Raw genomic sequence first — 25318 nt, forward strand, 5'->3', positions numbered from 1 at the left:
GGATAGTTATGAAGTGGCAATTCTGGATTGATCGTGGGGGCACCTTCACCGACATCGTGGCGCGCCGCCCCGATGGCACCACCACCACCGCGAAGATGCTGTCGGAGAACCCGGAGCAGTACCGCGATGCGGCGGTGGCGGGCATCCGCAAGCTGCTGGGCATCGCGCCCGGCCAGCCGGTGCCGGCCGAGCAGGTCGAATGCGTCAAGATGGGCACCACGGTCGCCACCAACGCGCTGCTCGAACGCAAGGGCGAACGCACGCTGCTGGTGACCACGCGCGGTTTCCGCGACGGCCTGCGCATCGCCTACCAGAACCGTCCGCGTCTGTTCGACCGCAACGTGCTGCTGCCGGAAATGCTCTACGAGGCCGTGGTCGAGGCCGACGAGCGCGTGGCCGCCGACGGCCAAGTGATCCGCGCCCTGGACGAAGCCGCGTTGCGCCGCGATATGCAGGCGGCCTACGACCGCGGCATCCGCACCGTCGCCATCGTGTTCCTGCACGCCTGGCACGCCACGGACCATGAACAGCGCGCCGCCCGTATCGCGCGCGAGATCGGCTTCACCCAGGTGTCGGCCTCGCACGAGGTCAGCCCGCTGATCAAATACGTCTCGCGCGGCGACACCACGGTGGTCGACGCCTACCTGTCGCCCATCCTCAAACGCTACGTTGACCAGGTGGCCGGCGAACTGCCCGGCATCCGCCTGATGTTCATGCAGTCGAGCGGCGGCCTGACCGATGCGCACCGCTTCCGCGGCAAGGACGCCATCCTGTCCGGCCCGGCCGGCGGCATCGTCGGCATGGTTCGCACCAGCGAACAGGCTGGCTTCGACAAGATCATCGGCTTCGACATGGGCGGCACTTCGACCGATGTATCGCACTATGCCGGCGAATTCGAGCGCGAGTTCGAAACCCAGGTGGCCGGCGTGCGCATGCGCGCGCCCATGATGAGCATCCACACGGTCGCGGCCGGCGGCGGCTCGATCCTGCATTTCGACGGCGCGCGCCTGCGGGTCGGCCCGGATTCGGCCGGCGCCAATCCCGGCCCCGCCTGCTACCGCCGGGGCGGCCCGCTGGCCGTGACCGACTGCAACGTGCTGCTCGGCAAGATCCAGCCCGACTTCTTCCCCAAGGTGTTCGGCCCCGACGCCAACGAGCCGCTGGACCGTGATGCCGTGGTGCAGCGGTTTCAGGCCATGGCCGACGAGGTCCGCGCCGCCACCGGCCGCGACATGACGCCGGAACAACTGGCCGAGGGCTTCCTGGAAATCGCCGTCGGCAACATGGCCGAAGCGATCAAGCGCATATCCGTGCAGCGCGGCCACGATGTCACCGAGTACGCGCTGACGGTGTTCGGCGGGGCCGGCGGGCAGCACGCCTGCCTGGTCGCCGACGCGCTCGGCATGACCACCGTGTTCGCGCACCCGCTGGGCGGCGTGCTGTCGGCCTACGGCATGGGCCTGGCGGACCAGACCGACATGCGCCAGAAGACTGTCGAGAAGGTGCTCGATGCCGCGCTGATGGCCGAATTGCAAGGCGAGCTGGATACGCTGGCCGAGCAGGCCGTGGGCGAACTGCGCCGCCAGCACGTCGCCGACAGCGACATCCGCGTGCTGCGCCGCCTGCACCTGAAGTACCGCGGCACCGACACCGCGCTGGAAGTGCCGTATTCGGACCTGGAGCAAGCTCGCCAGGATTTCGAGGCGGCCTACCGCCAACGCTATTCCTTCCTCATGCCCAACCGCGAACTGGTCGTGGAAACCATTTCGGTGGAAGCCACCGGCGGCGGCGAGCGCGTCACCGAGACGCCCGCTTCGCGCAGCCGCGACGGTGCGCTGGCGCCGCGCCGCACGGTGCGCATGTACAGCGGCGGCACCTGGCGCGACACGCCCTTGTTCGTGCGCGAGGACATGGCCGGCGGCGACCGCGTGGCGGGCCCTGCCATCATCTCCGAGCCGAACCAGACCACCGTGGTCGAACCCGGCTGGCAGGCCGAGTTGACGCCACAGGACCACTTCGTGATCCGCCGCGTCGAGGCCCGCCCGCAGCGCCGTGCCGTCGGCACGCAGGCCGACCCGGTGATGCTGGAGGTGTTCAACAACCTGTTCATGTCGATCGCCGAGCAGATGGGCTACCGCCTGCAGAATACGGCGTACTCGGTCAACATCAAGGAACGCCTGGACTTCTCCTGCGCCATCTTCGACGCCCAGGCCCGCCTGATCGCCAACGCGCCGCACATGCCGGTGCACCTGGGTTCCATGGGCGAGTCGGTGCGCACGGTCATGAATGCCAACGCCGGCCGCATGCAGCCGGGCGACGCCTACGTGGTCAACGACCCGTACCACGGCGGCACCCACCTGCCGGACGTCACGGTGATCACGCCGGTGTTCGACCGCAAGGGCAGCAAGATCCTGTTCTACGTCGGCTCGCGCGGCCATCACGCCGACATCGGCGGCACCACCCCGGGTTCGATGCCGCCGGATTCCAAGACGGTTGAAGACGAAGGTGTGTTGTTCACCAACTTCCAGCTGGTCAAGGGCGGCGAGTTCCGCGAGCAGGCCGCGCGCGACATCCTCGGCTCGGGCCGCTGGCCGGCGCGCAATCCGGACCAGAACATCGCCGACATGCACGCGCAGATTGCCGCCAACGAAAAGGGCGTGCAGGAACTGCTGCGCATGTGCGATCACTTCGGCCTGGATGTGGTGCGCGCCTACATGGGCCACGTGCAGGACAACGCCGAAGAAGCGGTGCGCCGCGTGATCTCGGTGCTCAAGGATGGCAGCTACGAGTACCCGCTGGACAACGGCGCGGTGATCCGTGTTGCGGTGCGGGTCGACCAGCAGGCGCGCAGCGCCGTGGTCGACTTCACGGGCACCTCCGACCAGTTGGACAACAACTTCAACGCGCCGGGCGCCATCGCCGTGGCCGCGGTGCTGTACGTGTTCCGCACCCTGGTCAACGACGACATCCCGCTCAACGATGGCTGCCTGGTGCCGCTGTCCATCATCCTGCCGGAAGGCTCGATGCTGCGCCCGAACCCGCCGGCCTCGGTGGTGGCGGGCAACGTCGAAACGTCCATGTGCATCGTCAACGCGCTGTACGGCGCGCTCGGCGTGCTGGCCGCCAGCCAGGGCACGATGAACAACTTCACCTTCGGCAATGCGCGCCACCAGTACTACGAGACCATCTCGGGTGGCACCGGCGCCGGTCCCGTGCGCATCGACGCCGCCGGTCCGCACGACGAGGGCTTTGCGGGCACCTCGGTGGTGCAGGCGCATATGACCAACTCGCGCCTGACCGACCCCGAAGTGCTGGAGTTCCGTTTTCCGGTGCGGTTGGAGTCGTACGAGATCCGCCACGGTTCGGGCGGGGCGGGGCGCTATCCGGGCGGCAATGGCGGCATCCGCCGCATCCGCTTCCTGGAAGACATGACCGCCGCGATCCTGTCCAACAACCGCCTGCACGCGCCGTTCGGCCTGGCCGGCGGCGCACCGGGCGCCATGGGCCGCAACTACGTCGAGCGGATCGATGGCTCGGTGCAGGAACTCGGCCCGCAGGACAGCGCCCAGCTGCATCCGGGCGACGTGTTCGTGGTGGAAACGCCGGGAGGCGGGGGCTACGGCGCCCGTTGAGTCGGCGACTTCAATGCGGGGCGATCCGGATGATCATCATGGGTCGCCCCGTTTGCGCAGGAGCCATGGGATTCGTTTCTCAGCCGAAAAGCCAATTTCGAATAGCGGCGATCGCGACGAGGATGAGAGCGATCACGATCGCCACGATTTGAACCAGGTCAACGATAAACCCGCCCGTTCCCGGGTCGTTCCACTGTATCGAACGCAAGTAGTTGAGTATCTTGTCGCGCATGAGACTTTCAAAAAAAGAGTCTCATTCTATGCAGTGTTGCCCCATTTTCAGCTGGCGATTGATCCGAGATTTGTCGGCGGCGCGTAGGGATCGAGTCCCAATCGACGCGCGGGAGCATCAATCAATGCGAAGGTTGTGCGGTCCGCGTGGAACGATCCGCGTCCCCTCACTCCGGATCGTTCATTACATCCAGCACGATGTCCGCCTTCGGCCTGCGGTCGTAGACCCGCAGCGTCACCTCGCCATCGCCGATCTCGAAGACCGCGGTGGCGAGCGTGTTTTCGCCGTCCGGATCGTTGCGGTCGGTGCGCAGGATCGGCAGCTCGCCTTCGGTATCATGCAGCGCCTTCAGCAGGTCGTCGCCGTTGGTGGCGGGCGACCAGGTATCGACGATGCCCTCGATGCGGCGCTGACGTTCGCGCGACGAATCGGTGATGACCTGCGCCTGGTCGCGGCTGGCCTGGTGCACCATATGATTGGCGTGACCATAGCGGGTGCCGATTTCCTGCGCCGAGACGGCGCCGGGCGTGGCCTCGACGCTGAAGATGCGCGCATCGGCGGCCGAGCCCAGCGTATGGTGGAAGCCGCCGGCGCGCGAGGCGTCACTCAGCAGCGTCACGGCCTCGTCCAGCGTGGCGCAGTCGAGCACGGCGCGGGCCAGCAGCATGCGCGGCACGCCGGGCTGGCGCTGGCGGGTGCGCAGGTTGTTGATGGTCTGCACCAGGCCGGCGCGGTTGGCGCCGAAGGTGTGGCCGGGCAGCGAGCCCGGGTAATAGAAGCTCAGGTAGCCGGGCGCGTCCTCCAGCGCCACGTCGACCAGATGGCAGCGGCCATACAGGAACGGATCGCCGTCCTCGTTGTGGCCGATCCAGCGGGTGCCATCGGCCGCCTTCAGCGCCACCGACGTGCAGCCGTCGCCGCTGCCGCTGCTGTGCAGCAGGTCGCCACGGCAATTCCACAGCAACACGTCCGACAGCGGCATGTCCAGCCCCTCGGCCAGCCCCTCCAGTTCCTCCCAGAGCGCGGGCAGGGCAGCTTGGGCCTGTTGGCCCAATTCCTCCAGGTAAGGATGGCCGCGCCAGGGGCGCAGCGCCTTCCAGGTGGCGCTCTGGTCCAGGTAGGTTGGCATCAACGGGCGGGCCAGCCGGCCGAGCGCCACGCCGGTCTGGCGCCGGTTGCCTGCGATGCGTACATACTTGTAGGGCATGGGGATTCTCCGGGTGTCATGCGGATTGTAATTTTTCTAAGCTCTGTCGGGTGGGGACGGATGCGTTAAGATTCCCAGTAAGTTGCTCCGGCGATCCCGGCGCGGCCCGCGCATCATGTTCCAACTGCAACCCCGGGTGCTATCGGCCCCAAGAGGAGAGTTTCATGATTAAACGTAAAGTCGCCGCCGCCCTGGTCGGCCTGTCCGTGGCCATGTTTGGCGCCGCCTCCGGCGCCTACGCTCAAGGCAAGGAATTGGTGGTGGCCACCGACACGGCATTCGTGCCGTTCGAGTTCAAGCAGGGCAACACCTATACCGGCTTCGACATCGACCTGTGGGCGGCCATCGCCAAGGAACTGAACGTCAAGTACAAGCTGCAGCCGATGGACTTCAACGGCATCATCCCCGGCCTGCAGACCAAGAACATCGACGTGGCGCTGGCCGGCATCACCATCCGTGACGACCGCAAGAAGGTGATCGACTTCTCCGATCCCTATTACGAAAGCGGCCTGGCCATCCTGGTCGGCGACAAGAACACCGACATCAAGGACGCCAAGTCGCTGGCCGGCAAGACCGTGGCGGTCAAAACCGGTACCGCCACCGTGGACTTCCTCAAGGCCCAGGTGCCGGACGCCAAGCTCAAGCTGTTCCCCAACATCGACAATGCCTACCTGGAACTGGCCACCGGCCGGGTCGATGCCGCCGTGCACGACACGCCCAACGTCCAGTACTACGCCAATACCGCCGGCAAGGGCCGCGTCAAGGTGGTCGGTACGGTCAAGAGCGGCGACTTCTATGGCATCGCCTTCCCCAAGGGCAGCGAGCTGGTGCCGCAGGTCAACAAGGCCCTGGCCACGCTCAAGTCCAACGGCCAGTACGACGCCATCTACGAGAAGTGGTTCGGCAAGAAGCCCTGAGCTTGACCGCCGGATCGATACGGCATTTCGGGGCCGCCCGGCAGTCTGGGGCCCTGGCGCTTCGCTACGGCGGCGCCGGGCCCCGGACGGGGCGGCCCCGAGCCGCTTGCGGCGCCGGGCGTTCCCGCCATGAGGCGGCGCCCAGGCGCGCCATTGAGGGGTAATCGTGGATTTTGACTGGAAAGTAGTGATGGACGCGCTGCCCAACCTGTGGGTGGGCACGCAGATGACCATCAAGATCACCTTTTGGGGCCTCGTCGGGGGCTTCCTGTTGGGCGCGCTGTCCGGGGTGGCGCGGGCCTACGGGCATCCGATACTGTCGGGCATCGCGCAGGTATATGTCGCGGTGATCCGCGGCACGCCGATCGTGGTGCAGGTAATGTTCATCTATTTCGCCTTGCCGCTGCTGGCGAATATCCGGGTGGATGCCGAGTGGGCGGCCATTGTCACCCTCATCATCAATTCGGGCGCCTATATCTCCGAGATCGTGCGCGGATCGTTGCTATCGGTGCACAAGGGCCTGAAGGAAGCCGGGCAGGCGATGGGCCTGCCGTTTCACAAGATCCTGTTCCACATCATCGGGCCGGTGGCGTTTCGCCGCATGATTCCTCCGCTGGGCAACCAGTGCATCATCAGCCTGAAGGATTCATCGCTGTTCATCGTGATCGGCGTCGCGGAACTGACCCGCCAGGGCCAGGAAATCATGGCCAGCAACTTCCGCGCGGTCGAGATCTGGTCGGCGATCGCCATCGTCTACCTGATCCTGACGGGCACGATGGCGCTGATCCTGCACCTGGTGGAAAAGAGGATGCGCATACTATGAGCATGGTTGAATTTCACGACGTCACCAAGACGTTCGGCGAGTCCACGGTACTGGATGGCATCTCGCTCAATATCGATGCCGGCGAGGTGGTTGTGGTGGTCGGGCCGTCCGGCTCCGGCAAATCCACCTTCCTGCGCTGCATCAACGTGCTGGAGACCATCAACGGCGGCGACCTGCTGGTCGATGGCCTGAGCGTCAATGGCCCGCCCGCGCAGATCCGCGAGATCCGCCGCGAGGCCGGCATGGTGTTCCAGCAGTTCAATCTGTTCCCGCAGATGACCGCGCTGCAGAACGTCATGTTCGGGCCGGTCCACACGCGCGGACAAAGCCGCGACGAGGCGCGCGAACTGGCCGAACAATTGCTGCGCAAGGTCGGGCTGGCCGAGCGCATGAACCACTATCCGTCCGAACTGTCCGGCGGCCAGCAGCAGCGCGTGGCGATTGCCCGCGCCCTGGCGATCAAGCCCAAGCTGATGCTGTTCGACGAGCCCACCTCGGCGCTCGATCCAGAGCTGCGCCACGAAGTGCTGAAAGTGATGCGCGATCTGGCCGAAGAGGGCATGACCATGGTGGTGGTCACGCACGAGATGGAGTTCGCGCGCAAGGTCGGCAGCCGGTTGATTTTCATCGATGGCGGCAAGATCGCCCATGACGGTCCGCCAGCCGAGCTGCTGGAGAATCCCCCCAGCCAGCGCCTGAAGGACTTCCTGCAGCACGTGGCCTGAGCGCGGATCGCCCCACGCTTCAAAGGCCGGAATGAAAGCGCCCCAAGCGGGATGTCACGGATCCGGCTCCGCCGGTCCGTAGACATGCCCCCTTGAGGGGAAAGCGCGCAGCGCTTCGGGGGTGGGCTTCCTCCCCCCGCTCAGCCCTTCACGCGCACGATCTTCTGCACTTGCGGCACGTGGCGGATGGCGCGGATCACCTGCGCCAGATGCTTGCGGCTGTCGACCTGGATGGTCAGGTGCAACGAGACCGTAGCGACCGCGTCATCGTGCATGGTGACATGCATGATGTTGGCGTCGGCCGCGGTGACTTCCGCCGCCAGCCGGCCCAGCACGCCGCGCTCGTTGCGCGTGACGATGTCCAGGCGCGTGGCCAGGTGCTTGGCGGTGTGGGTATCCCAGGCCACGTTGATCCAGCGTTCCGGTTCGCGCAGGCGCTGGCGCATGGCCACCGGGCAATCGGCGGTGTGCACCACCAGGCCGTGGCCCATGCGCATGCCGGCGATGATCGGGTCGCCCGGCAGCGGGCCGCAGCAGGGCGCCAGTTGCACCGCCTGGCCTTCGTTGCCCTGGATAAGAATCGGCGCGCTGCGTGCCGAGGTCAGCTCGTCGACCGCCGCGGCGGTGGTGGCCACCAGTTGGTGTTCGGGCGCGAAGCGGCGCGCCACGACGGCGGCCAGGCGCTTGCCCAGGCCGATGTCGGCCAGGATTTCCTCGCGCGAGCTGGCGCCGGTGCTGCGCGCCAGCTTCTGCCAGGCCGGATCGTCGGTGGCCGGCAGCGGCATGCGCAGTTCCTGCAGGGCCTGGCCCAGCAGGCGCTCGCCGAAGGCGACCGATTCCTCGTACTTGACGGTGCGCAGGTAGTGGCGGATCTCGGAGCGGGCGCGGCCGGTGCGCACGTAGTTGAGCCACTGCGCGTTCGGCCGCGAAGCCGGCGAGGTGACGATTTCCACCGTGTCGCCGCTGTTCAGTTCGGTGCGCAGCGGCACGAACTCGCCGTTGACCTTGGCCGCCACGGCCTGGTTGCCGATGTCGGTATGGATGGCATAGGCCAAGTCCACCGGCGTCGCGCCGCGCGGCAGGGAAATGATCTTGCCGCGCGGGGTGAAGACGTAGACCGCGTCGGGGAACAGGTCGACCTTGACGTGTTCCAGGAACTCGCCCGAATCGCCGGTCTGGCTCTGGATGTCCAGCAGCGATTGCAGCCACTGGTGGGTGCGCTTTTGCAGGTCGTTCAGCGTCAGGTCGGCGCCCTTGTACAGCCAGTGCGAGGCCACGCCTTCCTCGGCCACGTGATGCATGTCGCGGGTGCGGAACTGGAATTCCACCGGCGTGCCATAGGGTCCCACCAGCGTCGTGTGCAGCGACTGGTAGCCGTTGACCTTGGGGATCGCGATGTAGTCCTTGAACTTGCCGGGGACCGGCCGGTACAGCTGGTGCAGCGTGCCCAGCGCCAGGTAGCACTCGGGCAGCGTATGCACGATGACCCGAAAGCCATAGATGTCGAGCACGTCGGAGAACGACTTCTTCTGGTCGACCATCTTGCGATAGATGCCATACAGGGTCTTCTCGCGGCCCGTGACCTCGGCCTCGATGCCAGCGGCGGGCAGGGCGGCGCGCACCGAGTCGGCGATCTTGCCGATCACTTCGCGGCGGTTGCCGCGCGCGGCCAGCACCGCTTTGTACAGCACCTGGTAGCGGTTCGGATACATGGCCGCGAAGCACAGGTCCTGCAATTCGCGGAACAGCAGGTTCAGGCCCAGCCGGTGGGCGATGGGCGCGTAGATGTCGAGCGTTTCACGCGCGATGCGGCGGCGCTTCTCGGGGTTGACCGCATCCAGCGTGCGCATGTTGTGCAGGCGGTCGGCCAACTTGATGAGGATGACGCGCACGTCGCGCGCCATCGCCAGCAGCATCTTGCGAAAGCTCTCGGCCTGCTGTTCGGCCTTGGTGGCGAAGTCGAGCCGGTCCAGCTTGGACAGGCCATCGACCAGTTCGGCGACTTCAGGGCCGAATTTCTCGGCCAGCTCGTGCTTGGCGATGCCCTGGTCTTCCATCACGTCGTGCAGCAGGGCGGCGGACAACGCGTTCGCGTCGAGCTTCCAGCCCGCGCAGATTTCCGTGACGGCGATGGGATGCGAGATGTAGGGCGAACCGCTGGCGCGGAACTGGCCCAGGTGCGCCTGGTCGGCGAAGCGGTAGGCTTCGCGCACGCGTTCTACATCTTTCTTTTCGAGATAGCTGCCGATGATTTCGGTCAGCGGCGCCAGCGAGGCGACCGGCGAGGCGGTCGCTTCCGCCGCCTCTTGGGCGGCGACGGCGGATGGCGTGGAGGAGTGCTTGTCTTTCTTGCCCGTGCGGCGCCCAAGGCGGGAGCCGGCACGTAGCGCGGCAAGCAGACCAGATGAAGCGTATTTCAGCCCGGGAAAAGCCATTGCTTGCCGCCCCCCGGGGAATGTCAGGTGGGAACTTTACGCAGCATTTCCACGCCGGTGAGGCCGCCCGCGATCTCGCGCAGGGCAGTGACCGTGGGCTTGTCTTTGCTGTCCAGGCGCGGGGCATGGCCTTGCGCCAGCTCGCGGGCGCGGTAGGTCGCGGCCAGCGTGAGCTTGAAACGGTTGGGAATCTGGTTCAGACAGTCTTCGACGGTAATGCGAGCCATTAGGACACCTGGTGCTGACGGAGGATAGGGAGAACGCGGTTTCGTTTCAGTGGGCCGCCGGGATGCCGAGTTGCGCGAACAATTCGGCATGGCGGACGGCCTGAGACGAAAAGCGCAGCCGCGCCGCGCTGACGATTTGAGTCAGTTCCGACAAGGCCACGCTAAATTCTTGATTAATAATAACATATTCGCATTCCGGCGCGTGTGCGATTTCGCCGCCGGCGGCCATCAACCGCCGCGCGATCACTTGTGGCGCATCCTGGCCGCGCGCCTTCAGCCGGCTTTCGAGTTCTTCGATGGACGGCGGCAGCACGAAAATGCCGATCGCGGCGGGGAAGCGCTGGCGCACCTGGCGCGCGCCTTGCCAGTCGATCTCCAGCAGGACGTCGTGGCCGTCGCGGGTGGCTTCGTCGATGCGGTCGCGCGGCGTGCCATAGAAATTGCCATGCACTTCGGCCCACTCCAGCAGGCGCTGCTCGTCGCGCATCTGCTTGAATTCGTCGGTGCCGATGAAACGGTATTCGCGGCCATCCTCTTCGCCGGGACGCGGCGCGCGGGTGGTGCAGGAGACGGACAGGAGGATAGACGGGTCTTGCTGCAGCAAGGCCTTGACCAGGCTGGATTTGCCGGCCCCGCTGGGGGCGACAACCATGAAGACATTGCCGGAAGTGGCGTGCATGAATGTGACGAGCTTGTGATGCCAAGACCCGAAGAATAGCAAATCGCGCGGCGCGGCAGGGGAAAACCCCTTCGTGTCCGGCCGCCGCGGGCAGTCCGGCAGGCGGCGCCGGGGCCGGCGAACGGCGCCATGCGCCCGCCGGTCCGCGGTTGCCTGGGGCGCGGGGTCAGCGCGCCGCCGCCTGTGTCAGCTTGCCGCCGGAGGGCGGCGCATCGCTGCCGAGCAAGTGGCCATTGACCTCGATGCCATACAGCGAATCGGCGGAATCGTGGTACTTGGCGCGGGTCTCGGCCACCGACCCGGTGTAGCGCGGGTCCTGCGGGCGCTCGTGGGCGTTCATGAAATAGGCCACGTCCCAGGCTTCCTGGTCGCTCAGCATGCCGGCCTGGCTCAGCGGCATGTTGGCCTTGATGAAGCCGGCGGCGTTGCCGATCTGGTGCATGCCGGCGCCCCAGTTGAACGAGTCCGGTCCCCACAGCGCGGGGAAGACCCAGTGCTGGCCGTGCTTCTGGCCCTTGCCCTCGGCGCCGTGACAGACGGCGCAGTATTGGGCGTAGACCTCGCTGCCGCGGACATAGTCGGCCTTCTGGGCCGGCTTGGGCAGCTTGGGGTAGCCCTGGCCCTTGAGCGGCACGCCGGTGGGCGCCTTGCTGGCCAGCCAGAACATATAGGTCTGCAAGGCGGTCAGCACCGGATCGTCGGCCGCCGGCGGCTTGCCGTTCATGCTGAAGCGGAAACAGCCCTGCAGACGCTCGGCCAGCGTGTTGACGTGGCCGTTCTTGGCCCGGTAGGCCGGGTACAGCACGTAGGCGGCCCACATCGGCGCCGAATCCGGGCGACGGCCGGCGTCCAGGTGGCAACTGGCGCAATTCAGGTCATTGCCGACGAACTTGGCGGCATTCTGCGGGGTGTGCAGGAAGATCTGCTCGCCCTGGCGCACCACCTTGCCGAATTCCGTGTCGGGCAGCGAGGCGGCGCTGGGCGGCGTGAAGTCGGGACGCGCGTCGGCGGCGAAGGCCGGCGCGCTCGATAGCAACGCAGCGGTTCCCGCCGTGGCGAGCAGGGCATGGGCGATTCGGTGGCGGATCGGGGTCATTGCTTGGCTCCCGCGGCGTTGGCTTGCGCGGCAAGCAGGTCGGCGGCCTTGGGCAGGCCGGCGTAGTAGGCGGATACGGCGTCGATCTCGGCGTCGGTCAGGCGGGTGGCGACGGCCGGCATCAGGCCGAGCGGTCCGGGCGGACGCTGGCCCTGGCGCCAGGCGCGCAATTGGCCGGCGATATAGGCAGCGGGCTGGCCGGCCAGACTGGGGAAATTGGCGCCCACGCCGATGCCGCCGGGACCGTGGCACTGATTACAGGCAGGGACGTTCTTGTCCCAAGCGCCGCGCGTGGCCAGCCAGGCGCCGGTATCGTCGGGCTTGACCGGATGCCGGGCCGTGGCGGCCAGCCGGTCGATGTTCAGGGGCGACGGCAGGCCGGCGTAGTATGCCGCGACCGCCTGCCGTTGCGCCGGGTCCAGGGCCTTGGCGGTGGCGGCCATCACGGGACTCACGCGCGAGCCGTTGGCCATGGCCTCGAGCTGTTCGGCGAGGTAGGCGGCGCCCATGCCTGCCAACTGCGGAAAGCCGGCGGCGGGGTTGCCCTCGCCATTGGCCCCGTGGCAGGTCATACAGGCGGGCGCGCCATTGACGCCCTGCGTGGTGATCTGGCGTGCGTCGGGCGCGGCGTGGACTGGCAGCGCGCCCAGCGTGCCGGCCCCCAAGGCCAGCGCGCTTGCCCAGCGGACAGCGGAAAAGGGCCGTAGTGCCATGGTGTGGACTCCCTGGGTTGGCGGGTTTGGTAATAAGTTAATTTCCAGAAATTATAAGAAAGTTTGTGACATATCAACGCACCCGTTGCGTATTTGCGCCGGCATAACCTGCAACCCTGCCGTTGCCGGCGGCGGTAAACCGCAAGTAGCGAATGGAACGTTCGCTTGCACCACGCCCAGATCGATTCGGGTAGCATTTCGCCGATCGATAACAAGGAGCATCCGATGCACACGAACGAGATCGAACCGCCGCGCGTCGCGCTGGTCACGGGCGCCGGTACCGGCATAGGACGAGCGGTCGCGCTGGAATTCCTGGCGCAGGGGTATCGCGTGGTGCTGGCCGGCCGCCGGCGCGAGCCGCTCGAAGCCACGCGCACGGCGGCGGGCGAAGACGGCGTGCGGGCCCTGGTGGTGCCGACGGACGTGTCCGATGAGCAGGCGGTGCGTGAGCTGTTCGACACCACGCAGCGCGAATACGGCCGGCTCGACGTGCTGTTCAACAACGCCGGCCGCGGCGCCCCGGCCATGCCGATCGAGGAACTGCCGGTCGCGGTCTGGCGCGAGGTGGTCGATACCAACCTGACCGGCATGTTCCTGTGCGCGCAGGCCGCGATCCGGGTCATGAAGGCGCAGACGCCGCAGGGCGGCCGCATCATCAACAACGGTTCGATTTCGGCGCATGCGCCGCGCCCGTTCTCGATCGCCTACACCGCCACCAAGCACGCGGTCACCGGGCTGACCAAATCGATCTCGCTCGATTGCCGTCCCTACCATATCGCCTGCGGCCAGATCGACATCGGCAATGCCGCCACCGAGATGACCGAACGCATGGCCGCCGGCATCCTGCAGGCCGACGGCAGCACCAAGGTGGAGCCGCGCATGGACGTGGCCCACGTCGCCCAGGCGGTCGCCGCCATGGCACGCCTGCCGCTGGAGGCCAACGTCCAGTTCATGACCATCATGGCCACCAACATGCCGTTCGTCGGACGCGGCTGAACGGGGCTGCGCCGGCACCCAAAAAAGCGCCTTCTGAACTGCCCCCCGAAGGTTGGATTTAAGTCCAACTTTCGGGGGGCAGTTCATTCGGGCGCTTTTTTGTTGATTGCCGCTTTCCCGTGCCGGGCATGAAGCCTGAGGCGCTGCCGCCGTTCACCGTCAATAGGTTATGTGATCCGAGATCGCGAGTGACGGCTAACGGGTGGTCCGACAAGCAGGCTCTCCGCATCCTAATGTCCGCGCTACCGCCATCCAATCCCGAAGCATGACTGCGCACGGATATGTAGGAGGGAGAGGATGGTCGGGGAGGTGTGGCAGCGGGCATGGATCTCGTTCAGCCTGCTGCTGTTCATGGTATCGGCGTCCGCACAGACGCAGGCTGGCGCCGCGCAGGAGCTGCTGCGTCAGCAGGAGCGCGAGCGGATACTACGCAAGCAGCAGGAAGCGACGCCGAGTGTACGGGCGCAGCCGGCGCGCGCTCCGTCGCCGGATCTGTTGCCGCGCGACGAGACGCCATGCTTCCCGATTGGCCGCATCCGCCTCGATGGCGAGGATGCCCGGCGGTTTGTCTGGGCCCTGAACGCCGCCGATCCCGACAACGATGCCGCCACGGGGCGCTGCCTCGGCGCCGAGGGCATCAGCGTGGTCATGACGCGCGTCCAGAACGCCGTCGTGGCGCGGGGGTTCGTCACCACCCGTATCCTCGCCGAGCCCCAGGATCTGACGGGCGGCACGCTGACGCTTACCGTCGTGCCCGGCCGCATCCGCGCCATTCGTTTCGCGCCCGGCACGTCGCCCCGGGCCACGGCCTCGAACGCCGTGCCCGTCGGGCGCGGCGACCTGCTCAATCTGCGCGACATCGAACAGGCGCTGGAAAACTTCAAGCGCGTACCGACGGCGGAGGCGGACATCCAGATCGTCCCCGCCGATGGCGAAGACGCCCGCCCCGGCGAGAGCGACCTGGTCATCGCCTGGCGGCAGCGCTCGCCCCCGATCCGCGTGTCCGCGTCCCTGGATGACGCCGGAAGCAAGGCGACCGGCAAGCTCCAGGGTGAGTTGACCGTCTCCCTTGACGATCTCCTCATGCTGAACGACCTGTTCTACGCCAGCCTCAACCATGACGTGTTCAACGGCAACCGCAAGGGCACCAGGGGCTACACCGCGCACTACGGCCTGCCTCATGGCTATTGGGCGCTCAGCGCCACGGCCAGCGGCTACGGGTATCGCCAGACCGTCGCCGGCTACAGCCAGAACTACGTCTACAGCGGCACCAGCGACAACGCCGAACTGCGCCTGTCGCGGCTCGTCCATCGCGACGCCACGCGCAAGACCTCCCTCTACGGCCGCGGCTGGATGCGCAGGTCGAACAACTTCATCGACGATACGGAAATCGGGGTCCAGCGCCGTCGCACCGGTGGCTGGGAAGTGGGCCTGACGCACCGCGAATACCTGGGCGAAAGCACGCTCGATGCGAGCCTGGCCTATCGGCGCGGCACCGGCGCTTTCAACGCGATGCCTGCGCCCGAGGAAGACTTCGGCGAAGGCACCTCGCGAATGAAGGTCATCGCCGCCAGCGCCCAGCTCATGGTTCCCCTGCTGCTCGGGCCGCAACGCGCCCGCTACATTGGCAGTTGGCGCGCGCAATGGGACCGCACGCCGTTGGTGCCCCAGGATCGCTTCTCCATCGGCGGGCGCTACAGCGTGCGCGGCTTCGACGGTGAGCTGAGCCTGATGGGCGAGCGCGGCTGGGTCTGGCGCAACGAACTCGGTCTGCTGCTCGGCGCCGGCCAGGAACTCTATTTCGGCGCCGACTACGGCCACGTCGGCGGCCCGTCCACGCGCTGGCTGCGGGGCCGCAACCTGGCTGGCTCGGTCATCGGCCTGCGCGGCGGCGCGGCGGGGTTCCATTGGGACGTGTTCGCCGGCACGCCGCTTTCCAAGCCCAGGGGTTTCCAGAGCGAGTCGCTGACCGCCGGTTTCACCCTTGGCTGGTCCAGCTGAATCCGCACGGATTATGCGTAAGCAAGGGAAGTGACGGCATGAACAAGAACCTCTACCGCATCGTTTTCAACCGGGCGCTGGGCCTGTTCCAGGTCGTCGCGGAAATTGCCCGGCGCGGCGGGTCGGGCGCAGGCTCGGGGGCGAGCGCAGCGGGCAGCCGCTTCCTGGCAACACTTAGCCCGCTATGCTTTGCCATCGCGCTCGCGCTCGGTCAGGCGGTCATCATTGCACGGGCGAACGCGCAGGTCGCGGCCGACCCCAACGCGCCCGGCAATCAGCGGCCGACGGTACTGGAAGCGGCCAATGGTGTTCCGCTGGTCAATATCCAGGCCCCGAGCGCGGCCGGCGTGTCGCGCAATACCTACAGGCAGTTCGACGTCGATCGGTCAGGCGCCATCCTCAACAACGCCCGCGTGAACACGCAAACGCAGCTTGGCGGCTGGGTGCAGGGCAACCCGTGGCTGGCGCGCGGCACCGCCCGTGTCATCCTCAATGAAGTCAACGCCAGCGACCCGAGCCGGCTCAACGGTTATGTTGAAGTCGCCGGTGATCGGGCGCAGGTCGTTATCGCCAACCCGGCGGGCATTTCCTGCGATGGCTGCGGCTTCATCAACGCTGACCGGGCCACCCTCACCACCGGCAGGCCGATCATCAACAGCGGTTCGCTGGAGGGGTATCGGGTTCAGGGCGGCGCAATTCAGATTCACGGCCAGGGCATGGACGCCAGCGCCACGAACTACACGGATCTGATCGCCCGTTCCGTGCAAGCCAATGCCGGCATCTGGGCGCAGCGCCTGAACGTCACCACTGGCGCCAACCAGGTCAGCGCCGACCACGGCAAGGTGCGAAAGACGGCCGCCAGCGGCGATGCGCCAGCTTTCGCGCTGGATGTGGGCGCGCTCGGCGGCATGTACAGTCAGAAGATTGTATTGGTGGGAACCGAGCATGGCGTCGGGGTGCGCAACGCCGGCGCGATTGGCGCGCAGACCGGGCAACTGGTGGTCACCGTCGATGGACGTCTGGAGAACCGCGGCACGATGCAGGCCAGAACCGACATTCGCATCGACGCGAGTGGCGGCCTTGCCAACACGGGCACGCTCAGCGCCGGCCGCGAACTGGCGGTCAACACCCCGGAAGATATCGACAATCGCCGGGGGACGCTCAATGCGCGGCGCATCGAAGCCACGGCGCGGTCATTGACCAACCGCGACGGGGCTATCGGTCAGACCGGCTTGCAGGATCTGGTACTTCAAACGGGCCAGACCCGTAACCGCGATGGCGGTCGTATCGGTCTCGCCGCGCCGCGGACCGATACGCCTTCGGGCAACGCTGATGTGCCGAAAGCGAGCGCGGACGGCCGTACGGACAACACGGGCGGGAGCCCGCCGCGCGACGGGAACGCGGGCGGCGGCAAAGACCCGCTGGGTTCCGGCGTTGCATCGTTGCCCGATGGCGTGCTCAACATAGCCGCCACGCTCGAAAACGACGGCGGCCGCATCATGGCCGGCGGGCATATCGACCTGACCGCCAGGGACGGTCTGGACAATGACGGGGGGCATCTCGGCGTTCGTCAGCTTGACGTGAGGGGCGGCGGCCTCAGCAATCACAAGGGCCAAATCAAGGTTGCCGCCGCCGCGCGCCTGACCACGGGCCTGCTCAACAACGATGCGGGCCTGATGCAACTGGCCGGCCCCGTTGCATTGAACGCACAGGGCTTCTCCAACCGGGCCGGCGCCTTCCAGCAGAGCGACAAGTCCGACACGCATATCAAAATCAAAGGCCAACTCGACAATAGCGGCGGAACGCTGGCCAGTAACGCCAGGCGCCTGACCCTGGACGCCGGTCAACTGCTCAACACCGGGGGGCAAATCGCCCATTCGGGCGACGCTGGCCTGGCGGTCAATGCGGGAACGTTCCGTGGCGCGGGCGGCAACACGGCTACCATGGGTTCGGCCATTCTGCGCCTGGGTGAAAGCGATCATCGCAACGCCAGCCTCAGCGCAAAACAGGTTGACCTCTCGGCACAGTCCTTCGACAACCGCGGCGGCAGGATCATCGCCACGGGCAACGAAACCAGCCGCCTTGACGTTACCGGCACGCTCGACAACCGCGACAGCGGCGCCATTGCCAGCAATGGCGATCTCCGTATCAACGCCGCCACGCTCGGCAATGCGAACGGCAAGATTCTGCACGCCGGCGACGGCCGCCTCGATATCGAGGCGGGAACCCTGCATGGCGAAAACGGTTCAATTGCCGGCAACGGCGCACTGACCCTGAAAGGCGATACCACCGACCTTACCGGGGCAACCACCCAGGCCAGACAGATCCGTATCGATACCGGCGCGCTCACCAATGCAGGCGGTGCCATCACGGCCACCGGAACTGGAGCGCTGAACGTGCGGGCGCGTGAACGTATCGACAACACCAGCGGCGCCATCGCCGGCAACGGTACGCTGGACTTGCATACAGGAACACTCATCAACCAGGACGGCAGGCTTCAGGCAACTGGCAGCGGCGACAACCGCATCGCCGTCGCGGGTCAATTCGACAATCGTAGCGGCAGTGTCGCCGCCACGGGCAATATCACATTGCAGGCCGACCGCCTGAACAACCAGGGTGGCAGCATCGCCGCCACGGACCAGGCGGCGTTGACCGTAAGCATCGATGGCACGCTGGACAACAGCGCCAGGGGGACGCTCGCCGCCGCTGGCGACCTGACCCTCAGCGCCCCCGTCCTCGACAACCGAGAAGGGGCCATCCGTCATGCTGGTGAAGGCCCGGCCAGTGTGTCCGCTGGCGACCTGCGGGGCGCAAACGGCAGCATCACAAGCAATGGCGCCCTCGATATCCGCGGCGGCAACACCGACCTCAGCGGCGGCAGTACCTTCGGTGAGCGTATTCGTATCGATACCGGCCGCCTGTTCAATACTGGCGGCCAGCTCATCGCCACCGGCGCGGGCCAGCTCTGGGTGCGCGCCGACGATCGCGTCGATAACACCGGCGGCATGATCGCGGGTAATGGCGCACTCGCGCTCCAGGCCGGCTCGCTGGTTAACCGCGACGGCACCGTGCTGGGCGCCCGCATCAGGATCGACACCCGCAAGGCTGTGCTCGACAATGCCGGCGGCGCCATCGCCAGCACCGTCGGCACGCTCGGCATCGACAGCGGCGCCCTGAACAATGCCCGCGGCCTCTTGCAGTCCCGGCAAGGGATGCGCGTGGACACGCACGGCCAGGCACTGGTCAATACCGACGCCGGCAGTACGGGCGGCATCCTCAGCGGCGACGCGCTGGCGCTGAACAGCGGGGATCTGAACAATCGCGACGGCGTCGTGCATAGCCAGGGAGATCTGATCGCCCGTACCGGCGGCATCGACAATACCGCCGGGCAGTTGGAGGGCAGCGCCGATGTCGATATCGGCGCAACGTCGATCGACAACGCCGGCGGCAAGATCCAGGCGGGCCATGACCTGAAGGCTCTCGTCTCCGGTGTTGCAAACAACAATGGCGGCCTGATGGTCACGGGTAACGGCCTGACGCTCAACGCCGCGCAGATCCTCAACCGCGACACGCAAAGCGCGAATGCCAGCCAGCCGCTCGGCTTGCAGGGCGACAGCGTGATACTGACAGCCGCGCACACGGACAACACGGGCGGCACGATCACCGCCGACAGCCGCATCGGTATTCGAGGGGCGGATGCGGCAAGCCAGCTCGACAACGCGCAAGGCAACCTCTCCTCGCGCGGCAGCATCGATGTAGCCGTCAGCCACGTCCTGAATCCGCTCGGCACGCTGATTGCCGGCAGCGCTCTCGACCTGACCGCCGACAGCCTGGGTGGCGACGGCAGCCTGCTGTCTGGGGGCGGCCTGAGTTTGATCATTGGGCAGGATTTCACCAATTCCAGGGAAATCACCGCCAACGGTCACGCGCTCATCAGCACCGCGGGCCTGTTGACCAACCACGGCGTATTGCAGGCTGGCGACCTCGACGTGCGCGGCACTCGCATCAACAACAGCGTCACTGGCGAGATAAGCGGCACACGCACCACGGTCATTGCGCACGATACCCTGACCAACCGCGGCCTCATTGACGGCAGTCAGACCCGCATTGAAGCCGATACCCTGGATAACGTCGGTAGCGGCCGGCTCTATGGCGACCGCCTCGCCATCCGGGGCGGCACCATCAGCAACCGCGAGGAAGATGGCCGCGCCGCCGTCCTCGCGGCGCGCCAGCGCCTGGATATCGGCGCCAGCGTCATCAACAACCGCGAGAAGGCGTTGATTTTCAGCGCGGGCGGCGGCAGCGATGCGCTGAACATCGGCGGCATACTGGACGCCAACGATCAGGCCGCCGGGCGCGCCGGCCTCATCCTCAACGACAGCGCCGTCATCGAGTCGCTGGGCGGCCTGACCCTGGCCAGCGCCCGTCTGCTCAATCGCAACCTGCATTTGCGCACGGAACTGGCGCAGATCGGCGGTCCGACCAAGCACTTCTACATCCAGCCCGAGGGCGATCCCGAAAAACACGATGCCAGCGAGTACCGCTGGGAAAAGTGGAGCGGCGCCGGGCGGTATCGCCACAATCAAACGGGCGCGGACGCCAAGGCTTGGACCGAATACGACGTCACCCAGACCGAGTACGAAACGCAGGTGATGGAAAGCGCGCCCGCGCTCATCCGCGCGAGCGGCAACATGACGCTGCGCGGCGACGAACTGATCAACGACAAGAGCCAGATCATCGCCGGCGGGACCCTGCGGGGCGACCTGGCGCGGCTGGACAACGTGGCCGCCCCTGGCGAGCACGTGACCCATCAGACCGGCACCAGCCGGTACACCTACGCCAAGAAACGCAAATGGCCGCACAAGTCCCATAAACGTCGTTGGGACTCGAAAATTACCTACGCCCCGGCCGACATAGTGAAAACGGTCGAACTCAACGTCTCCAGCGTCGAACAGAACGCCGCTGGCGCAGGCAGCGGCTTCGCGCTGACTGCCCGACGACAGACCGGCCAGGTTGACGCCGCCAGCGTGGACGGCAACGTCCGTGCCCCCGGCGGCACTGGCGCAAGGCAGATCACGGAAGTTCGGGCGCAAGTGAACCGCGTCCACAGTCCGGAAGTTGTCACAGGCGCACAGGTCACTGACGGCAACGGCCCCGTTCAGATCCCGGCCCAGGCGGTGGCAGGCGTCAACGGCGAGACGCCGATGATCATTCGCACCGTCCAGGCGGACACCGGCGCGCCCGCCAACAGCCTGTTCCGCGCCGGGCCTGACGCCGGCGGCTACCTGGTCGAGACCGACCCGCGTTTCGCCGACTACCGTAACTGGCTCAGCTCCGACTACATGCTGTCCCAACTCGGCCATGACCCGGCCACCGTGCACAAGCGCCTGGGCGATGGCTTCTATGAACAGAAACTGGTTCGAGACCAGATAGGCCAGTTGACCGGCCGCCGCTTCCTCGATAGTTACACCAGCGACGAAGCGCAGTATCGGGCGCTGCTGGAGGCCGGGGTGACCTACGCGAAGGCGTGGAACCTGCGTCCTGGGGTGGCCCTGAGCGCCGAACAGATGGCCCAACTCACCAGCGATATCGTCTGGTTGGTGGAACGCGACGTAACGCTTGCCGACGGCAGTACCACGCGCGCCCTGACGCCGCAGGTCTACGTCCGCGTAAAGCCCGGCGACATTGACGGCAACGGTACCCTGCTGGCGGCCAGCGCCATCGACATCAACCTGAAAGGCGATCTCGTCAATGTCGGCGCCATCGCCGGACGCGCCGCGGTCAAGCTGACCGGCGAGAATCTGCGTAACCTCGGCGGGCGCATCACCGCAGATGCCGTGGCGCTTAATGGCCGGACCGATATCGACAATATCGGCGGCACGCTGGATGCCCGCTCGAGGCTCGTGCTCAATGCCGGACGCGACCTCAATGTCGCCAGCACCACCCATAGCGACGCCAGGCAGGCCGGGCGCAGCGATTTCAGCCGGACCAACCTGGATCGCGTGGCGGGCCTCTACGTCACCCGCTCCGGGGGTGTCCTGCTCGCCTCGGCGGGCCGCGACGCCAATCTGATGGCGGCCCGTGTGGTCAACAGCGGCAAGGACGGCCAGACGGCCGTGGTTGCCGGCCGCGATCTGACGCTGAGCGCCGTCAGGACTGCCGAACAGGAAAACAATGTCCGCAACGCCAGCAACTATCTCAGGCAAGGCAGCGAGCAGGACGTCGGCAGCACTATCGCCACGGCAGGCGATGCGCGCCTGCAAGCAGGCCGGACCCTGAGCGCCATTGCGGCCAGCGTCACCAGCGAGCAAGGCGCGCTGACTGCCGTAGCACAGGGCGACGTCAATATCCTGGCCGGCGCGGCCAACAGCAACTGGGCCGAAGGCCGCCAGCACCAGTCAAGCAGCCTGCTGGGTTCCAGCAAGAAGACCACCCGCGACAGCCTGGAGGAAACCCGGGCGGTTGCCAGTACTTTCAGCGGCCGCAGCGTCGCCGTTCAGGGGCAGAACGTCACCGTCACCGGCAGCAATGTGGTCTCCGATGCCGGCACCGTCATCGTGGCGCGTGACGATCTGAGGCTCCAGGCCGCCACGGAAACCAGCAAGGAAAGCCACTTCAAGGAAATCCGCAATAGCGGTTTTCTCTATAACGGCGGGCTGGCCTTCACGATCGGCAGCCAGATGCAAAGCGGCGACCGCCAGGACGTCAGTACCCGCGCGGCCGCCGCGACCGTGGGCGCCACCGGCGGCGGCGTGACGCTGGCGGCGGGCAATCAATACCAGCAGGCCGGCAGCCAGGTGCTGGCGCCGCAAGGCGATATCGACATCCATGCCCAAAAAGTGGACATCGTCCAAGCGCAGGAAACCGGCCAGCGCGTGGAACAGAGCAAGTTCCGCCAGTCCGGCCTGACCGTGGCGCTCTCCGCGCCGGTGCTGTCGGCCATCGAGACCGCCGGGCAGCTCAAACGCGCCGCCAGCCAGACGACTGACGGGCGTATGCAGGCGCTGGGCGCCGCAGCCACGGGGCTGGCGGCCAAGAATGCCTACGATGCCGTCCAGGCCGACCCGCAGGCGGGCGGCGGGGTCAGTATCTCCATCACCGTGGGCGCCAGCAAAAGCGACAGCAAATCCACTGCCACCTATGAGACCGCGGCCGGCTCCACCGTGGCCGCGGGGGGCGACGTGCGCATCCGCGCGACCGGCGGCGGGGGGGATTCCAACCTGACGGTACGCGGCAGCAACATCCGCGCCGGCGGCGATGCCGTGCTCAAGGCCGATGGCGATATCAACCTGTTGGCGGCAAAGAACACCGTCGAAACCGACCGCAAGAGCAGCAGCGTCAGCGCGGGGGTAGGCGTGGCGATATCCGTGGGGCAAGGCGGCGCGTCGTTCGGCGTGACCGCCAATGCCAGCGGGTCCAGAGGCAAGGGTGAAGGCCGTGACGTGACCTGGAGCAACAGCCACGTCACGGCCGGCGAACGCCTGACCCTTGAATCCGGCAACGACACCCGCTTGCGCGGCGCGGTAGCCAGCGGCAGGCAGGTGGTGGCCGATGTGGGCGGCAACCTCGATATCGAGAGCCTGCAAGACACCAGCGCCTTCAAGAGCAAGGATCAGAGCATCGGCGGCAGCGTGACGGCGGGGGTGGGGTTCGCCGCCAGCGGCAGTTACGCCAGCAACAAGGTCGATGGCGATTTTGCCAGCGTCATGGAGCAGTCGCGTATTGAGGCTGGCGATGACGGCTTCCAGATCAGGGTTCAGGACAACACCGGTCTGAAGGGCGCGGCCATCGCCTCGTCCGAGCAAGCGGTCATGCGAGGGTTCAATACCGTGCAGACCGGCAGCTTGACCGTCAGCGACATCGAGAACCACAGCCGGTACAAGGCGACGGGGGTGAGCCTGTCGGGCGGTTTCAGCGTTGCCGGTGATGCCAAGCAGCCAGATGGCAAGAAAGAAGGCGGCAGCAGCGCCAAGCAGGCTGATGCCGCGGCCAGCAATGCCGCCGGCCAAGGCAGTACCTGGTCGGTGCAGAACTTCGGCAACAGCGTCAGCGCCGGTGCGCCGGGCATGAGCGTGCGCGAAGGCAGCGAAAACAACGTGACGCACAGCGGTATCAGCGGCGCGGCCGTGACCATCACCGATATGAACGCCCAGTGGGAGCGCACCGGCAAGACCGCCGACCAGGTGCTGGCGATGCTTGATCGAAGCGTGCTGGCGGGCGCTGGCGGCGTCGGCCTGACGAAAAAATGGGACGGCGACAAGCTGCGCGGGCAAGTCCAGGCCGAAGCGCAAATCGTCGCGGCGTTCGGCCAACAGGCCGGCGCGGCCATCGAGCGCCACGCGCAACAGAAACGCGCGGACCTGCGCCAACAGATCAAGGCCACGCAAGACCCAGAAAAGATCAAGGCGCTCCAGGCGCAAATCAACGAGATCAATACACAGGAGCGGCTGCTGAACGTGGCGGTGGGCGCGCTGAGCGGCTCGGGCGGCGTGGCGGCGGTGCAGGCGGGGTTGTCGGAGGCGGCCGATCGTATGCGGCGCTACACGATTGCGGATTCGGAGAAGTTCGCCGGTATTACCGATGGCGAGACGACATTGGATAACAAGAGCGGGAAAAGCGCGGGCATTCGTGGCGATGGATTCAAGACGGCGGGGACGCGGGTGGTGTTGGACAAACTGTGCGGCGATGTGAATGAAAGGTGCAAGACTCAGCTCGACGCGAACGGCATTCCGAAACTTGAGTTGGATGGAAACGGGTTCGTTCGGTTTGATCCATCCAAGGCTGGAATGTCGTTGGCCAAGTTTCTTGAATCCGACCGAGGCAAGGACATGGCCGGGCTTACTGGCGGAAACCAAGGCGGACCGGGAACACTCTTCGGTTTTCCGTATTCGCCTGGGGGGATTCTTGATCTGGTGCACGAGGCTTATGGCGGTTCACATGACTTTATCAGCGGCACGCTGAGCGGCTATTACGACGAGCAGGGCAATGCCCGGCGCGGTCTGACGCCCGTGCAGAAAGGTCTGTACGAAGTCTGGACCGACATTGCGCTCGTGCCAGCCACTCCATTTGCGCTGTCGGAAGCGCTGCCGCCCCAGGCATGGAAAGCGCTGGATATTTTGTTGAGGATGAAGCGATGAAAACGACGATAAGACTATTTTTTGCTTCTGCTTTCTTGCTATTAGCGGCGGGCTGCTGCCTCACATCTCCGCGATATATGTGCAGATCGCCCACAGCACAAGCCTGGAGTTTGTATTGGGTCCACCCGATGGAGATGTATTGGCCGTTGAGTGGACAAACAGAGGAAACCCGTTGGACGGATTGGAAGGAATGCGGCGGAAGTGAAGACGGATACTACGAGGTTAAGAACCAGAACAAGCTTACTGACAAACAGTATATGAGCGAGTCAAAGGCATTGTTCGCTGAGCTTAAAGGCTGCATGCTGAAGAAGAGCTACCAGTTCGTTCCCCAGTGCAACGAACTAGAGAAGTGCGGCCCCCCCCCCCCCCCCCCCCCCCCCCCCCCCCCCCCCCCCCCCCCCGCCCCCCCCCCCCCCCCCCCCCCGCCCCCCCCCCCCCCCCCCCCCCCCCCCCCCCCCCCCCCCCCCCCCCCCCCCCCCCCCCCCCCCCCCCCCCCCC

At 66.4% G+C, this 25318-nt stretch carries 14 protein-coding genes; 7 read left to right on the plus strand and 7 right to left on the minus strand.

Going from position 1 to position 25318, the window contains the following annotated elements:
* Positions 1-8: 8 nt before the first annotated feature.
* Complete coding sequence (locus tag HV701_RS19555) at positions 9-3632, plus strand: hydantoinase B/oxoprolinase family protein (protein WP_175134677.1); 3624 nt, start codon at positions 9-11, stop codon at positions 3630-3632.
* A gap of 79 nt (positions 3633-3711) precedes the next feature.
* On the opposite strand, the gene HV701_RS19560 is transcribed toward HV701_RS19555, so the two are convergent.
* Positions 3712-3864 carry a hypothetical protein gene (locus HV701_RS19560; RefSeq protein WP_175134678.1) on the minus strand — a complete coding sequence of 51 codons (153 nt, stop codon included), beginning with the start codon at positions 3862-3864 and terminating at the stop codon, positions 3712-3714.
* 166 nt (positions 3865-4030) lie between these two features.
* Positions 4031-5071 carry a C45 family autoproteolytic acyltransferase/hydrolase gene (locus tag HV701_RS19565; protein WP_175134679.1) on the minus strand — a complete coding sequence of 347 codons (1041 nt, stop codon included), beginning with the start codon at positions 5069-5071 and terminating at the stop codon, positions 4031-4033.
* A gap of 164 nt (positions 5072-5235) precedes the next feature.
* Here HV701_RS19565 and glnH point away from each other — a divergent pair, with 164 nt between their 5' ends.
* From glnH to glnQ, 3 genes are all read left to right on the plus strand, one after another.
* Positions 5236-5988, plus strand: a complete 753-nt coding sequence (glnH, locus tag HV701_RS19570) for a glutamine ABC transporter substrate-binding protein GlnH (protein ID WP_175134680.1) — start codon at positions 5236-5238, stop codon at positions 5986-5988.
* Positions 5989-6154: 166 nt separating this feature from the next.
* A complete protein-coding gene (gene glnP, locus HV701_RS19575; RefSeq protein WP_175134681.1) occupies positions 6155-6811 on the plus strand; it encodes a glutamine ABC transporter permease GlnP in 657 nt (218 codons plus the stop codon).
* On the plus strand, positions 6808-7536 hold the full coding sequence (gene glnQ / locus HV701_RS19580; RefSeq protein ID WP_236756546.1) for a glutamine ABC transporter ATP-binding protein GlnQ: 729 nt from the start codon (positions 6808-6810) through the stop codon (positions 7534-7536). Before glnP ends, glnQ begins: the two co-directional genes overlap by 4 nt.
* Before the next feature lie 140 nt (positions 7537-7676).
* Here glnQ and HV701_RS19585 read toward each other — a convergent pair whose 3' ends face one another.
* The 5 genes from HV701_RS19585 to HV701_RS19605 form a co-directional block, all read right to left on the minus strand.
* Positions 7677-9971 (minus strand): RelA/SpoT family protein, encoded by a 2295-nt coding sequence (locus HV701_RS19585; RefSeq protein ID WP_175134682.1) that lies wholly within the window; start codon positions 9969-9971, stop codon positions 7677-7679.
* 23 nt (positions 9972-9994) lie between these two features.
* Positions 9995-10198, minus strand: a complete 204-nt coding sequence (rpoZ, locus tag HV701_RS19590) for a DNA-directed RNA polymerase subunit omega (protein WP_006219679.1) — start codon at positions 10196-10198, stop codon at positions 9995-9997.
* 46 nt (positions 10199-10244) lie between these two features.
* Positions 10245-10877 (minus strand): guanylate kinase, encoded by a 633-nt coding sequence (gene gmk / locus HV701_RS19595; protein ID WP_175134683.1) that lies wholly within the window; start codon positions 10875-10877, stop codon positions 10245-10247.
* 166 nt (positions 10878-11043) lie between these two features.
* Positions 11044-11973, minus strand: a complete 930-nt coding sequence (locus HV701_RS19600) for a c-type cytochrome (RefSeq protein ID WP_175134684.1) — start codon at positions 11971-11973, stop codon at positions 11044-11046.
* A complete protein-coding gene (locus HV701_RS19605; RefSeq protein WP_175134685.1) occupies positions 11970-12686 on the minus strand; it encodes a c-type cytochrome in 717 nt (238 codons plus the stop codon). The genes HV701_RS19600 and HV701_RS19605 overlap by 4 nt, the downstream gene beginning before the upstream one ends.
* A 225-nt stretch (positions 12687-12911) precedes the next feature.
* Here HV701_RS19605 and HV701_RS19610 point away from each other — a divergent pair, with 225 nt between their 5' ends.
* From HV701_RS19610 to HV701_RS19620, 3 genes are all read left to right on the plus strand, one after another.
* On the plus strand, positions 12912-13682 hold the full coding sequence (locus tag HV701_RS19610; protein WP_175134686.1) for an SDR family oxidoreductase: 771 nt from the start codon (positions 12912-12914) through the stop codon (positions 13680-13682).
* 297 nt (positions 13683-13979) lie between these two features.
* Entirely contained in the window at positions 13980-15683 is a 1704-nt protein-coding gene (locus tag HV701_RS19615) for a ShlB/FhaC/HecB family hemolysin secretion/activation protein (RefSeq protein ID WP_175134687.1), read from the plus strand.
* A gap of 38 nt (positions 15684-15721) precedes the next feature.
* Positions 15722-24820 carry a two-partner secretion domain-containing protein gene (locus HV701_RS19620; RefSeq protein ID WP_175134688.1) on the plus strand — a complete coding sequence of 3033 codons (9099 nt, stop codon included), beginning with the start codon at positions 15722-15724 and terminating at the stop codon, positions 24818-24820.
* The last annotated feature ends 498 nt before the right edge of the window (positions 24821-25318 follow it).

Origin of the sequence: Achromobacter pulmonis (genome assembly GCF_902859765.1) — a bacterium.
GTDB lineage: Bacteria > Pseudomonadota > Gammaproteobacteria > Burkholderiales > Burkholderiaceae_B > Achromobacter > Achromobacter pulmonis.

What these genes read in the sequence shown, in the direction of transcription:
- HV701_RS19555 (WP_175134677.1), top strand. Translation starts at nt 9, where the DNA reads ATGAAGTGGCAATTCTGGATTGATCGTGGGGGCACCTTCACCGACATC.
- HV701_RS19560 (WP_175134678.1), bottom strand. Translation starts at nt 3,864, where the DNA reads ATGCGCGACAAGATACTCAACTACTTGCGTTCGATACAGTGGAACGAC.
- HV701_RS19565 (WP_175134679.1), bottom strand. Translation starts at nt 5,071, where the DNA reads ATGCCCTACAAGTATGTACGCATCGCAGGCAACCGGCGCCAGACCGGC.
- glnH (WP_175134680.1), top strand. Translation starts at nt 5,236, where the DNA reads ATGATTAAACGTAAAGTCGCCGCCGCCCTGGTCGGCCTGTCCGTGGCC.
- glnQ (WP_236756546.1), top strand. Translation starts at nt 6,808, where the DNA reads ATGAGCATGGTTGAATTTCACGACGTCACCAAGACGTTCGGCGAGTCC.
- HV701_RS19585 (WP_175134682.1), bottom strand. Translation starts at nt 9,971, where the DNA reads ATGGCTTTTCCCGGGCTGAAATACGCTTCATCTGGTCTGCTTGCCGCG.
- rpoZ (WP_006219679.1), bottom strand. Translation starts at nt 10,198, where the DNA reads ATGGCTCGCATTACCGTCGAAGACTGTCTGAACCAGATTCCCAACCGT.
- gmk (WP_175134683.1), bottom strand. Translation starts at nt 10,877, where the DNA reads ATGCACGCCACTTCCGGCAATGTCTTCATGGTTGTCGCCCCCAGCGGG.
- HV701_RS19600 (WP_175134684.1), bottom strand. Translation starts at nt 11,973, where the DNA reads ATGACCCCGATCCGCCACCGAATCGCCCATGCCCTGCTCGCCACGGCG.
- HV701_RS19605 (WP_175134685.1), bottom strand. Translation starts at nt 12,686, where the DNA reads ATGGCACTACGGCCCTTTTCCGCTGTCCGCTGGGCAAGCGCGCTGGCC.
- HV701_RS19610 (WP_175134686.1), top strand. Translation starts at nt 12,912, where the DNA reads ATGCACACGAACGAGATCGAACCGCCGCGCGTCGCGCTGGTCACGGGC.
- HV701_RS19615 (WP_175134687.1), top strand. Translation starts at nt 13,980, where the DNA reads ATGGTCGGGGAGGTGTGGCAGCGGGCATGGATCTCGTTCAGCCTGCTG.
- HV701_RS19620 (WP_175134688.1), top strand. Translation starts at nt 15,722, where the DNA reads ATGAACAAGAACCTCTACCGCATCGTTTTCAACCGGGCGCTGGGCCTG.